The following is a 13,049-nucleotide window of genomic DNA, read 5'->3' as shown; positions in this document are numbered from 1 at the left end:
GGTGCAGACACGACGAGCTGCACACACGCTTGAAGTCGACATGGCGACGCGCCACAAGTCGCACTCCGAGTCCGGTCATGCGGACCATTGTGCCACGTCAACTCGATAATTCCGACTCGGGCGCATATTTCCACGAAAAACGGGGGAAATATCGAGTTCAAGCCGTGCGCCGACCTGCATCGCAGGCTGAATAGGTGTGCGTTCCGGATGCTGGGACACTGGAGGTGTGAATGCCACCAGCACGACTCCCACTCGACAGAGCGAGGCGACGCCCTTCGCCTTGCCCGCGCGATCGCTCGAGGGTGTCGGGAAACGGCCGTTCGGGATCTACATCCACGTCCCGTTCTGTGCCACCAGGTGTGGGTACTGCGATTTCAACACCTACACGGCCGGTGAGCTCGGAACCTCGGCGTCGCCGCAGTCGTGGCTGGAGGGTCTGCGGCGCGAACTCGATCTCGCGGCCGAGATGACGGGCGCCCCGGCGGCGGAGACGGTGTTCGTGGGCGGTGGAACGCCGTCGCTGCTCGGTGGCGACGGATTGTCCGACGTGCTGTCGGCGGTGCGGAGCAGCTTCGGCTTGGCGTCCGGCGCCGAAGTGACCACGGAATCGAACCCCGAATCGACGTCGCCGGAGTTCTTCGGTGCTCTCCGCAGTGCCGGATTCACCCGGATTTCCCTCGGCATGCAGTCGGCCGCCCAGCACGTGCTGAAGATTCTCGACCGCACGCACACTCCGGGCCGCGCCGTCGCTGCCGCGAAAGAGGCTCGCGCAGCTGGTTTTTCGCACGTGAATCTCGATTTGATCTATGGAACCCCGGGGGAGCGCGATCAAGACCTGGACGCCTCACTCGATGCGGTCCTCTCCGCCGATGTCGATCACGTCTCGGCCTACGCGTTGATCGTCGAGGACGGCACCGCCATGGCTCGCAAGGTCAGGCGCGGCGAGCTGCCCGCCCCGGACGACGACGTGCTGGCCTCGCGGTACGAACGAATCGATTCACGCCTGTCCGAGGCAGGCTTGCGGTGGTACGAGGTCTCCAACTGGGCAAAGGCGGAAACCGCGGACTCCGGTGACACCCGGTGCCGTCACAACCTCGGCTACTGGGACGGCGGTGACTGGTGGGGTGCCGGTCCGGGCGCGCACAGCCACGTCGGCGGAGTGCGGTGGTGGAACGTCAAGCACCCGGCGCGGTACGCGGAACAGTTGGCGCTCGGCGAACTTCCCGTCGGCGGCAGCGAAGAACTGACCGCCGAGGACGAACACATGGAGCGAGTCATGCTGACCGCACGGTTGCGTACGGGACTTCCGTTGTCGGAACTGTCTGCATCCGAACGTCTTTCGGCCGAACAGGTGGTAGTCGACGGGTTGGCCGTGATCGAGAACGATCACGTGGTTCTCACCGACCGTGGTCGCCTGCTCGCCGATGCGGTGATTCGCACGATCCTGACCTGACGCGCCACCATCCTTCGCCGCGTAATGTGGCCGTGGTGGCCATCATTCATCGTGCGCAGCTGAATCCGTCCAAGAACGACCTGCTCCGAGCGTGGGTGCCCAAGCAGCCGTGGCTCGGGTCGGTCGACTGTTCGACGCTCGAACGCGTCGACGCCTATCGTTTCGACGACCCGGACGGCGAGGTCGGAATCGAGACGCACCTGATGCGCTCTGCCGACGGTCGAATTCTTCAGGTCCCGCTCACTTATCGTGGTGCTCCGCTGGACGGGGCGGAGACCGCACTGATCGCAACTATGGATCATTCGGTACTCGGCGAACGGTGGGTTTACGACGCATGCTGTGATCCGGTCTACGTCAGCGCGGTGGCGACCGCGATTCTGACCGGTGGGGCCGGAGTCGAACTGGTCTTCGCGGACACCGCCGATCACATCCCCGTGACGGCTCACGTAGTAGGCAGCGGTACGGCCCACTCTTCCGTACCGGCAGTCGAATCGGTGACCTGCTCGACAGTCGGCACCGACACGATCATCCGCGCGGGAAGCCTGGAACTGACTGTGGCGAGAGTGATCGACGCAGATCGAGTCTCGGACTCGGAGACGCTCACCGGAACCTGGCCGGGGCAAACGACACCTGCGTTGCTCGTGACTATCGCCTGAGCGTCAGCGGACTCCCTCGATGACACCGGGCATCGCGTCGAAGTCGAAGACGCGCGCGTGCAGCACGACGCGGTTTCGCAGGGCCGAACGAACCGCTCGGTGCAGACCGTCCTCGAGGTAGAGAGTGCCGCGCCACTGCACTGCGTGCGGGAACAGATCGCCGTAGAAGGTCGAGTCCTCCGACAGCAGGCGATCGAGTTCGAGGACCTTCGTGGTGGTCACGATCTCGTCGAGTCGAACCTGACGTGGGGGGAACTTCGACCAGTCGCGTAGAGACAGTCCGTGATCGGGATACGGTTTGCCGTCCATCACGCCTTTGAAGATCATGTGCCGCCTTGTCCATGGTTGTGCGATCGACCTTTCGCCGATCTCACTCCACAGTAAGGGCAACAGCCGTCTCTGGCGCTCGGGCGATTAGACTGCCAGTGGAAACCGATGTGTAAATGTCGGTGTTCGTTCTTTTCAGGAAACGGAGGTGGCAACGATGTCGAGTACCGACGACAGGCGTTTCGAGGTCTTACGTGCAATCGTGGCCGATTACGTCTCCACCCAGGACCCGGTGGGATCCAAGGCACTGGTCGAGCGTCACAACCTCGGAGTGTCGAGCGCCACTGTGCGCAACGACATGGCATTCCTCGAGGCCGAGGGCTACATCGCCCAACCGCACACCAGTTCCGGCCGCGTCCCCACCGACAAGGGATACCGCGAATTCGTCGATCGCATCGCCGACGTCAAGCCCATGTCCGGGCCCGAGCGTCGAGCGATCCTCGAGTTCTTGGAGTCGGGTGTCGATCTCGACGACGTTCTGCGCCGCGGTGTACGACTGCTCGCGCAACTGACCCGTCAGGTCGCGGTTGTCCAGTACCCGTCGCTGTCCGCGTCGTCGGTTCGCCACCTCGAGGTGGTCGCGTTGACGCCGGCGCGCCTGCTTCTCGTTCTCATCACCGATTCCGGCCGCGTCGATCAGCGAATCGTCGAACTCGGAGACGTCCTCGAAGACGAAGACCTTTCCCGGTTGCGCACGCTTCTCGGCGGAGCACTGGAAGGCAAGCGCCTGGCCGCCGCGTCGATTGCCGTGGCGGAACTGGCCGACGAGTCTCCGGCCGACCTTCGCGACGCCGTGATCCGCTCGGCAACGGTTCTGGTCGAGACCCTGGTCGAACATCCGGAAGATCGTCTCGTTCTGGGCGGAACCTCGAATCTCACGCGCAACGCCGCCGATTTCTCCGGTCTGGCCGGCTTCCCCGGTTCGCTGCGCGCAGTGCTCGAAGCACTGGAAGAGCAGGTAGTGGTCCTCAAACTGCTCGCTGCGACGCAGAACTCCGGCACGGTCACCGTTCAGATCGGTGAAGAGACGCAGGTCGAACAGATGCGCGGAACCTCCGTGATTTCGACTGGCTACGGCGCGGCCGGTACCGTTTTCGGTGGTGTCGGTGTGCTCGGACCCACTCGGATGGACTATCCGGGAACAATTGCATCGGTTGCCGCCGTTGCCAGATACATCGGCGAAGTTCTCTCCGAGCGATGACGGACGTCGACATTCGTCGGCACGCCTCCTCGCGAGGACTGAGGAAAACCTAGAAGTAAGAGAAGGACGAGAGACTCAACGTGGCACGGGATTACTACGGATTGCTCGGCGTCGACAAGAACGCGACAGACCAGGAGCTCAAGCGCGCTTACCGCAAGCTGGCACGCGAACTGCACCCGGACGTCAACCCTGACGAGGCGGCGCAGGCCAAGTTCAAGGAGATCTCGACGGCCTACGAGGTCCTGACCGACCCGGAGAAGCGTCGCATCGTCGATCTCGGCGGAGACCCGCTCGAGTCCGGTGGTGGCGGCGGTGGTGGCTTCGGCGGCGGATTCGGTGGCGGCGGCCTCGGCGACGTCTTCGAAGCATTCTTCGGCGGCGGTGGCGGCGCAGGTCGTGGGCCGCGCGGTCGCGTTCAGCCCGGAGCCGACTCGTTGCTTCGCACCAAGCTGACCCTCGCAGAATGTGCGACGGGAGTCAGCAAGCACGTGACCGTCGAGACGGCCATTCTGTGCGACAGCTGCACCGGAGCCGGAACCAACGGCGACTCCAAGCCTGTCCGCTGTGAGACCTGCAACGGTGCCGGCGAAGTTCAGTCCATCCAGCGCTCGTTCCTCGGTCAGGTCATGACCTCGCGTCCCTGCCCGACGTGCCGCGGTGCCGGTGAGACCATCCCGGATCCCTGCCACAAGTGTGGCGGCGACGGCCGAGTTCGGGCCAAGCGTGACATCACCGTGAAGGTTCCCGCGGGCGTCGCCGGTGGCATGCGCATCCGTTTGACCGCGCAGGGTGAAGTGGGCCCGGGCGGCGGACACCCCGGCGACCTCTACGTCGAGATCGTCGAGCAGCAGCACGACGTCTTCGTTCGAGACGGTGAAGACCTGCACTGCACGATCCGCGTTCCGATGGTCGACGCAGCGCTCGGTACGACTGTCACCGTCGACACCATCATCGACGGCCCCAAGGAAATCACCATCGAGCCAGGCACCCAGCCCGGACACGTTGCTGTTCTTCGCGGTCATGGCATGCCGAAACTGCGGTCGGGAGTGCGCGGCGACGTGCACGCTCACCTCGAGGTGGTCATCCCGAGCCGTCTCGATCACAAGCAGTCCAAGCTGCTCAAGGAATTCAAGCTGCTCCGCGATCGTGACGAGGCCGAGGTTGTCTCGACGGCCTCGCAGAACAGCGGTAGATTGTTCTCGCGTCTTCGCGAAGCATTCAGCGGCCGCTGACGGTGGCCGCAACGGTCTTCTTTCTCGACCCGGTTCCCGGCGTCGGTGAAATCGCAGTTCTGGACGGACAGGAGGGTCGCCACGCGGCCACTGTCCGCCGGATCGGCGTCGGTGAGCGATTGGTGTTGGCCGACGGCCGAGGCCGGGTAGCCGACGCCGAGGTGACGAGCGTCGGCAAGGACCGCCTGGAACTGTTGGTCAGTGACGTTCAGGTTCTCGAGCAGCCCAAGCCGTTGGTGACCCTCGTTCAGGCACTTCCCAAGGCCGAGCGTTCCGAGTTGGCCGTCGAACTGGCGACCGAGGCGGGGATCGACGCGGTGATCCCGTGGCAGTCCTTGCGTTGTGTCGCCAAGTGGGAGGGCCCCAAGCTCGCCAAGGGCGTCGCACGCTGGCGAAGTGCGGCAGTGTCTGCGGCAAAGCAGTCCAGACGCGCGTTCGTCCCGGAAATTGCGGAACTGCACAAGACGCCGGCGGTGATCGCGTTGGTTCGTGACGCCGTTGCCCGTGGCGCTGTGGTTGCGGTGCTTCACGAATCGGCGACGACGCCGTTGGCCGGTTTGCCGCTGGCGAGCGCGGACGAGGTATTTCTGGTTGTCGGTCCCGAAGGTGGGCTCGACGATTCGGAGATCAGCGCGTTGTCGGAGGCCGGGGCCACTCCGGTGCTTCTCGGCCCGACGGTCCTGCGCACGTCGACCGCCGGGGCTGTTGCTCTGGGCGCGATCGGAGTGCTGACCGATCGCTGGGGACCACGGCCACTGCACTGATCTTGTTGTGATCCCGAGCTGAATCGGATCCGGCGCTCAGCGAAGTGTCAGATTTGCGCACTATCGTAAGGACGTCGGGGGTCGCCTTCGGCGTGAGTTGGTTCGGGGATTTCAGGAGGCCAGATGTTGTCACGTGCGCATATGCGAATCGTTGGAGCGGTGTGTGCCGCGGCGGCGTTGATGCTCGTCGCGGGGTGCACGGTCTCCACCGGAGACAACACGGGTTCCTCCAGCAGCGCCGTCACCACTACCCCGACCAGCGAGGCTCTCGTCACCGTCACCCCGGCGGACGGCGGAACTCCGGTGAGTCCACTCGACCCCATCGAGGTCCAGGTCGCGAAGGGAACACTGACGACCGTCGCGCTGACCAACCCCGAGGGTAAGGAAGTCGCCGGTATCACCACGCCGGACAAGACGTCCTGGAAACCGAGCGAACCACTCGGATACGGCAAGACCTACAAGCTGGTCGTCGACGCCGTCGACGCGAACGGTGTTGCCACGACCAAGAACACGACGCTGACCACCGTCGCGCCGAGTAACCAGACCCGGGCGTACATCAACACCACCGGTGGCGCCTCGATATCGGACGGTGGCACGTACGGTGTCGGCACCGTCGTCGCCGTTCATTTCGACGAGTTGATCGGTGACAAGGCCGCGGCCGAGAAGTCTCTGCTGGTCACAACCAATCCGCCCGTACAGGGATCGTGGTACTGGGTCGACGGTCAGAACGTTCACTGGCGACCGCAGAACTACTACGCACCAGGCACGACGGTCTCGGTGAACGCGAACATCTACGGCAAGCAGCTCGGCAACGGACTGTACGGCCAGCAGGACGACACCGTGTCCTTCAAGATCGGCGACTCCCACGTCTCGGTCGCCGACGACAACACCAAGATGGTGACCGTCTACGAAAACGGTCAGGTGATCAAGGAAATGCCGACCTCGATGGGAATGGGCGGCACCGAGACGATCGGCGGCACGACGCTCTCGTTCTGGACCCAGCCCGGCACGTACACCGTGATGGACAAGGCAAATCCCGTCATCATGGATTCGTCGACCTACGGTCTGCCGATCAACTCGCGCCTCGGCTACAAGGAATCCATCAACTGGGCCACCCGCATCAGCACGGACGGTATCTATCTTCACGAGTTGGAGAGCACCGTCTGGGCGCAGGGAAACACCGACACCTCGCACGGTTGCCTCAATCTCAGTGCGGCCAATGCCAAATGGTTCTTCGATTTCTCGCAGCCGGGAGATGTCGTCGAGATCAAGAACACCGGCGGCGCTCCGCTGGAGGTGTGGCAGAACGGCGACTGGACCCTTTCCTGGGCAGACTGGGCCGCAGGCAGCGCCCTCGCCTGAGATAGATTTCCTCGGTGCCTCGATTCAAGATTCCGTACGGCCGACACGAGCAGCAGTTCGGGCATCTCTACGTTCCCGACGGAGTCGCTGACGGCCCGATCCCGGTCGTCATGCAGATCCACGGCGGCTTCTGGAGCGGGCAGTACGGATTGACTCTGGGCACCGCATTTGCCGTCGAACTCGCGCGGCACGGCGTCGCGGTGTGGAACATCGAATACCGCCGTCTCGGGGCGGGCGGTGGTTGGCCGGAGATGTCCGCCGACGTGAAAACGGCATACGACGAAATCCCCGGACTGGTTGCCGCGAAGTCCTCGGCCGAATTGGATCTGAATCAGATTCGCTTGCTCGGGCATTCGGCCGGAGGACATCTTGCAATGTGGCTGGCGGGGGAGAAGGACACGTTCACCCGGCCTGAACGGGTCATCGCCCAGGCGGCCGCACTCGATCTGGCGTCGGCAGGCGAGCGTGGACGACGGATCAGCTTCATCGAGGATCTGTTCGGCGTTCCGTTCGACGCGGACCCGGATCTGTATCGCAGTGCGTCGCCGCAGCATCGATTGCCGATCGGCGTCCCCGTTGTGTGCGTCACGGGTGCGGAGGACCTGCAGGTGCCGGCCAAGGTGAGCTCCCGGTACGCGAAAGCCGCGGAAGCGGCTGGTGATCCCGTGTCACTGCGTGTGATCGAGGGCGAAGGACACGACGCATTTCTCTCACCCTCGACCGAGTCGTGGCGGGTCTCCCGCGAGTTGGTTCTCGCCGAAGACCCGCTGGCTCCGAGCACGTCAGACTGACGCGGGGTCCACTTCCACAGGGGCCTTCTTGCCCGGCAGGATGAACGCCACGACAACTGCCCCCACGAACAGTGCAAGACCGCCCGCCCAACTGGCCGCCGAAATCGCGTCGGCGTAGGCACTGCCTGCGGCGTCGAGCAACGGCCCTGCCTGAGCTGCAGCCAACGGGTTGCCTGCCATCTCTTCGGCGACCAACGAAGCGCCGCCGACGGATTCGCCCGACACCTCCATCGCGTACGCGGCCTGTTGCGCAAGTTCGCCCGTCAACTGCGGAACCTGCATTCCATCGATGAATCCGGCAATCGAATCCTTGTAGCTCGCAGCGAGGATCGAGCCGAGGATCGCGATACCCAGCGAGCCGCCGAGTTCGATGGCGGTGTCGTTGAGGCCACCCGCAGCACCGAGATCGTCCTCGGAGAAGTTGTCCATGATGGCGTCGGTGGCCGGCGGTTCGCTGAGACCGATGCCCAGGCCGAGCAGGATCAGTGGGACTGCGAACATCCAGTAGCCCGAATCGCCGTCGACCTGCGTGAGAATCAGAACGCCGATCGCGGCGACCACCATGCCGCCGACGATGGACGCCCGGACGCCGATCAGCGGAGTGATCCGCCCACTGACAACGGCGCCGATCGAAACGGCAATTGCCAAGGGCAGCAGACGAACACCGGTTTCGAGTGCGCCGTAGCCGAGGATGAACTGGAACTGCTGTGAGATGAAGTAGATGGCGCCGAAGGCGGCCAGGAACAGCAGAAGTACGGCGAGCGTCGCGCCGCCGACCATGCGCTGGCCGAGCTTACGGACGTCGAGCAGTGGCTGCGGGTGACGCAGTTCCCAGACGACGAACGAGACGAGGCCGATCGCAGCGAGTACGGCGGCACCGATGGGTCCGCCGGTCCACCCGAAGTGGAATCCGTTGATGATCGAGTACACGAGCGAGCCAATGGTGACCACCGAGAGTGCGCCGCCGATCCAGTCGATCCGGCCCAGGTGCTCGGCCTTGCTCGGCGGCACCAGAATTACGGCGGCGACGGCAGCGACTGCGGCGATCGGGACGTTGATCAGGAAAGTGATGCTCCAGGAATGACTGTCGAGAATCCATCCGGCCAACAGCGGACCGAGTGCAATCGCGAGACCCGACGTCGCCGCCCACGCCGCGATGGCGCGTGATCGCTCCGCTTTGGGAAAGGTAGCGACCAGAAGCGAAAGCGTCGCGGGCATGATGATCGCGGCGCCGACGCCCATGGTCATTCGTGCCGCGATGACGGCGTTGGTGGTGTCCGCGATGCTGCCGAAGACGGCGCCGCCGGCGAACACGGTGAGTCCGGCGAGAAGTGCGCCGCGGCGACTGTACTTGTCACCGATCACGCCGAACAGCAGCATCAATGCGGCGTAGGGAACGGTGTAGCCGTCGATGACCCATTGAAGTTGCGTGCTGGTGAGGCCGAGATCTCTGGTCATGTCCGGCGCCGCGACGATCAGCGCGGTATTCGCCATCACGACGATCAGCAGACTCAGGCACAACACCCCGAGCGCGGCCCACCGCCGTGAGTACGGCTGGTCCATCTCCGAGACAGGTTTGCTCATGAGTGTCGTCATGACGCGACTCCGTTCCTGATGATCGAAGACACTCCTCGATCTATTTGCACACTGATGTGTAAGTTAATAACTTGCACACCGATGTGCAACTATGATTGACCTAGATCACAGTTGGGCAGTCGAAAGAGGTGGAACGCGCGTTGACGCATTCGGGCACAGTCGTTTCGGGAACTGCCGAATCGGGCGGACGGCAGCGTCGTAGTCAGGCCGCGGCCAATCGCAATCGCATCATCGAGGCGGCGATCACGGCGTTCGCTGCTGATCCGGATGCGAGCATGGACGACGTCGCAAAGGCCGCCGGTGTGGTCAGGCGAACCGTGTACGCGCATTTCGACAGCCGAGAGGCGCTGATCAACGGCATCGTGGACGAGGCGTCGACCGATCTCGTAGCTGCGCTGAGCCAAGCCGGCGAGCCGCCCGAGCGCCCGGATCTGGCGACTGCCGTACTGGCATTGCTGTCATGGCCGGTCGGTGATCGCTTCCGGATGCTGCTCAGCTTTGCTCGCAAAGAGTTGGGGGAGCAGCGGATTCTCGATCTGATGGAGCCCGCGCGTGCCGTGAGTATCAGCGTCGTCGAGCGCGGTCAGCGTGACGGAACCTTCTCGAAATACCTGCCGGCCGAGACTCTGGTAGCGATGACCGAGGCGATCACGATCACTTTGTTCGATCAGGCCAACAGTGGGCTCATCACCGACTCTGGCGAATCCTTTGCCGCCGTATGCCTGGTCATCGCAGGTATCAGTCCGGACAGAAGCGCCGAGGTCGTCGCGGAGGCTTGGGCGTGGCTCTCGGGCATGGATCTCTAAGGGCTTCGGTTCTTTACGAAAGCTGACGCAAATTTGCCGAGGGTGGTATCTTCGAAACGTTTGGCCGCCGGACCACGCGTTAGAAGAATCGTCTAGACCTTCCGATCAGGTTGATTCTTGTTGATATCAAGCTTTCGGTCGACGTTATCGTATTGACGTCGGACGGCCCGTATCATTCTTTAATGGCTCGCTGTCACGTGTCGCGACTGCTGAATCGATGATGACCAAGCGCGGTGATGGCATCTGCTTGTCGGCCGTCGAGGAACTGGCGGCAACTCGAAAACATCTGCCAAGTCGGACCAGCGTTTTAGGGTGGAGAGAACGGTGATGTAGTAGATTGTGCTGATGTCCACATCAGCCCCACATCCTCGTTACGCAGACGGCGCGGTCTCTCCTCAGCGGCATCCGGATATCTTAAACAAGCTGGAAATACTAGCGAGGGAATACCCTGTTAGTCTCGATCACCGAAAGGCTTTTCAAAAGCTGGGGTCGGAATACGTCTATGCACGTCAGTTGATGGGTGAAGAGGTTTATAGAAAGACGTGGATTGTACTGCTTCGATTTTCGCGTAGTATTGAAGATAGATTTGGAATTAGCGCCGAAGTGCTAATTGTTTACACTCCGCATCATGATTTGCAGATCCGCACACCTGCTTTATGTGACGATATACTCACATATCTGCCCGAAGATCGAAAGAACGTAACGAAATGGATTCGATATCTATGGGCCCCCGATGTGAGGCTCGATACGAAACTGGAGGACTTCAGTTCCACCGCGATGATCTACCTCCCGCTCTCAAAGTTGGATTCGCCTGGAGCTGACGAGAATTTGATTAAAGATATCGCGAAGAGGATTCATTCCAAGGACTTGTATGCCCAGCATGGATCTGTGACTGGCGATCAATTTTTCGGCAGGAAGATGTTGCTAAACTCGATTGAATCCAATATTAGGATGCAACAAATACCCGCATTGTTCGGTATGCGAAAAACCGGAAAGACATCCATATTAAAAGAACTGGAGCGCCAAAATAAAAAACGGTCGAGAGAGGGGGCGACTCGATTTGTCTATGTATATCAGGACTTAGAGGATGTGCCAGAGATCGAGTTCGGCAATCCAGTTACGTCATTGCTTCCGGATTTCGCGGAGAAGATTCGATCGAGACTTCACGAGAATGGATTTCGCACGCAAGAACTCGCCGAATTAAATGATTCTTGTGATCTTCTTGATTTTAAACGTGCATTGCAAAAAATACTGTCCCATCCGTCGAGTCGAGATTTGCACTTGGTTTTAATTCTCGATGAAATTGAGCACCTTTGTCCACCAGGTGCAGATACGGCAGGCGCAACAAGCACATCGACGCTGATTCCACAATTTTTCGGTGTGCTCAGAAAATTAGTGCAAGAAACTCGTCCCACAGAGAATGTGCAGTCAACAGGGGCGCTCAGCTTGGTTCTTGCCGGGTTGGCAAGCGCGTCGGTCGAGTCTCGCGAGTTATACGGACGCGAAAATCCTCTATTCAATTTTGCAAAACCGTACTACGTCAGCCCGTTTGACAAAGGAGAAACTGACGATTTGTTGCGGGTTCTTGGTCGACGTCAAGGTGTAGAGTGGGATAATCGCGCGGTGGATATGGTTCAGGCCGAGACCGGGGGGCATGTGGTGCTTGTCCGAGAGCTTGCGTCCCTCACGGTAAATCGATCTTCCGGTGAAAATCTCGACATCGTAAGGATCTTGGAATCGGATGTAATTGATTGTCTACCCAAATATCGGCGTGTAGTTGCAGCACAGATCGAGCAGATATTGCAGCATATCAAGAAATACTACAATACTGAATGGTCGTTGATTGAGTTGTTGATGGACAATGCCGACCAACCCTTTTTCGAATATGTTGAATGCTACCCGGCTGAGGTTAACAGGTTGGAGAACCTTGGAATTTTAGAACTGTCGAGTGGTGAGTGGCACGCCACTCAATTGTTGAAACTTGGCTGGAATACTGGTCCGGCGAAATTACTGGAAGCAAAGACGAAGAATGACGAATCGCGAGAAATCGTAGCTCTGGTCTCGCTAGGTGAATCGATAAACTTGGAATTCAAATCATCATTCTCGGCGGTCATTGGGTCTAGCGGGAATGTAAGAGATGTTGTGGATTCCTTTATTAAAGTTATTATCTCATTCTTCAATTCAAATGGTGGGACAATACTAGGCGGAGTTGATGACGATGGCATTATTTTAGGTATCGGTCCGGACCTAGCCGCCCATGGGCAATCGCTGGACCGCCTGACTCTTGCTATTCAAAGTAAGTTGAATTCGGCGATTGGGTCGAGTTTGGGATCGAGGGTTTCGATCAGTTTCCCTCAGGTGAATGGGGTTTTTATAATTCGTTGCGTGGTCCCCGCCGCAAGTGACCCAGTCTGGCCCATGACTAGTATTGCTGGCAAGAATGACGTATTGTTTGTCCGGCAAAGCGCTAATACGCAGGCGCTTAATGCGAGGGAAACCGCCGACTATATTAAATACCGTTTTTCGAGGAGTTGATTTTTGCTCAAGTAAACGATTCGAATCTTGATGTCAAGTGATTTCAGTGGCGCAACTTAGGCTCGCTTATCGCAATGGTCTAGTCGATTTTCGGTTTTGGCGAATGGTTTTGTCATCTTGTGAACCTTCATGTCATGTAGGTACATCCGGTTTGCAATATCAAATTGTGGAAAAGCATACGTCTCGAACCGGGTGTACGCGCACTTCGGCGGCGCTGAGTGTTGATCGTCTGACCTGGGTAGTGCTCGTCTGCGGGGTGAATCGGACTCCGCGGACTATCTTCCGGGTCGGGCTTGAGGGCGGCGCGATCCGTGACTCGCAGGTTT

The 13,049-nt window shown here is 60.5% G+C and carries 11 protein-coding genes; 9 read left to right on the top strand and 2 right to left on the bottom strand.

The annotated features are described in order from the left end of the window. Nucleotides 1-226 precede the first annotated feature (226 nt). Together hemW and G9U53_RS14945 are read left to right on the top strand one after the other, a co-directional pair. Complete coding sequence (hemW, locus tag G9U53_RS14950) at nt 227-1,453, top strand: radical SAM family heme chaperone HemW (protein WP_042450186.1); 1,227 nt, start codon at nt 227-229, stop codon at nt 1,451-1,453. A gap of 35 nt (nt 1,454-1,488) precedes the next feature. Continuing rightward, nucleotides 1,489-2,109 (top strand): hypothetical protein, encoded by a 621-nt coding sequence (locus G9U53_RS14945; RefSeq protein WP_054782177.1) that lies wholly within the window; start codon nt 1,489-1,491, stop codon nt 2,107-2,109. 3 nt (nt 2,110-2,112) lie between these two features. On the opposite strand, the gene G9U53_RS14940 is transcribed toward G9U53_RS14945, so the two are convergent. Continuing rightward, the gene (locus tag G9U53_RS14940) at nt 2,113-2,436 is read right to left on the bottom strand and encodes a type II toxin-antitoxin system VapB family antitoxin (protein WP_003944521.1); all 324 of its coding nucleotides are present in this window, start codon (nt 2,434-2,436) and stop codon (nt 2,113-2,115) included. 157 nt (nt 2,437-2,593) lie between these two features. Between G9U53_RS14940 and hrcA the strand changes: the two genes are divergently transcribed. From hrcA to G9U53_RS14915, 5 genes are all read left to right on the top strand, one after another. After that, on the top strand, nt 2,594-3,637 hold the full coding sequence (gene hrcA, locus G9U53_RS14935) for a heat-inducible transcriptional repressor HrcA (protein WP_003944583.1): 1,044 nt from the start codon (nt 2,594-2,596) through the stop codon (nt 3,635-3,637). 80 nt (nt 3,638-3,717) lie between these two features. Then, nucleotides 3,718-4,869 carry a molecular chaperone DnaJ gene (gene dnaJ / locus G9U53_RS14930; RefSeq protein ID WP_165638854.1) on the top strand — a complete coding sequence of 384 codons (1,152 nt, stop codon included), beginning with the start codon at nt 3,718-3,720 and terminating at the stop codon, nt 4,867-4,869. A 2-nt stretch (nt 4,870-4,871) separates the two neighbouring features. Continuing rightward, complete coding sequence (locus G9U53_RS14925) at nt 4,872-5,633, top strand: 16S rRNA (uracil(1498)-N(3))-methyltransferase (protein WP_003944495.1); 762 nt, start codon at nt 4,872-4,874, stop codon at nt 5,631-5,633. A 123-nt stretch (nt 5,634-5,756) separates the two neighbouring features. Continuing rightward, nucleotides 5,757-6,995 (top strand): Ig-like domain-containing protein, encoded by a 1,239-nt coding sequence (locus G9U53_RS14920; RefSeq protein ID WP_003944568.1) that lies wholly within the window; start codon nt 5,757-5,759, stop codon nt 6,993-6,995. A gap of 14 nt (nt 6,996-7,009) precedes the next feature. Next, on the top strand, nt 7,010-7,786 hold the full coding sequence (locus tag G9U53_RS14915; RefSeq protein WP_165638853.1) for an alpha/beta hydrolase: 777 nt from the start codon (nt 7,010-7,012) through the stop codon (nt 7,784-7,786). Here the strand turns inward: G9U53_RS14915 and G9U53_RS14910 are convergent. Further along, nucleotides 7,778-9,382, bottom strand: a complete 1,605-nt coding sequence (locus tag G9U53_RS14910; RefSeq protein WP_054827645.1) for an MFS transporter — start codon at nt 9,380-9,382, stop codon at nt 7,778-7,780. The genes G9U53_RS14915 and G9U53_RS14910 overlap by 9 nt on opposite strands. Nucleotides 9,383-9,510: 128 nt before the next feature. Here G9U53_RS14910 and G9U53_RS14905 point away from each other — a divergent pair, with 128 nt between their 5' ends. Then, the gene (locus G9U53_RS14905) at nt 9,511-10,188 is read left to right on the top strand and encodes a TetR/AcrR family transcriptional regulator (protein ID WP_165638852.1); all 678 of its coding nucleotides are present in this window, start codon (nt 9,511-9,513) and stop codon (nt 10,186-10,188) included. A gap of 345 nt (nt 10,189-10,533) precedes the next feature. Then, nucleotides 10,534-12,723, top strand: coding sequence for an RNA-binding domain-containing protein (locus G9U53_RS14900; protein WP_165638851.1), 2,190 nt, complete (start codon nt 10,534-10,536; stop codon nt 12,721-12,723). Nucleotides 12,724-13,049: the final 326 nt, after the last annotated feature.

The sequence above is a fragment of the Rhodococcus sp. D-46 genome, from assembly GCF_011290655.1.
In the GTDB taxonomy this organism is placed as follows: Bacteria; Actinomycetota; Actinomycetes; order Mycobacteriales; family Mycobacteriaceae; genus Rhodococcus_F; species Rhodococcus_F qingshengii.
This window is presented reverse-complemented; position numbering and strand designations above follow the sequence as displayed.

Coding starts and splice junctions, on each gene's coding strand:
- G9U53_RS14940 (WP_003944521.1), bottom strand. CDS start 2,436: ATGATCTTCAAAGGCGTGATGGACGGCAAACCGTATCCCGATCACGGA.
- hrcA (WP_003944583.1), top strand. CDS start 2,594: ATGTCGAGTACCGACGACAGGCGTTTCGAGGTCTTACGTGCAATCGTG.
- G9U53_RS14920 (WP_003944568.1), top strand. CDS start 5,757: ATGTTGTCACGTGCGCATATGCGAATCGTTGGAGCGGTGTGTGCCGCG.
- G9U53_RS14910 (WP_054827645.1), bottom strand. CDS start 9,382: ATGACGACACTCATGAGCAAACCTGTCTCGGAGATGGACCAGCCGTAC.
- G9U53_RS14900 (WP_165638851.1), top strand. CDS start 10,534: ATGTCCACATCAGCCCCACATCCTCGTTACGCAGACGGCGCGGTCTCT.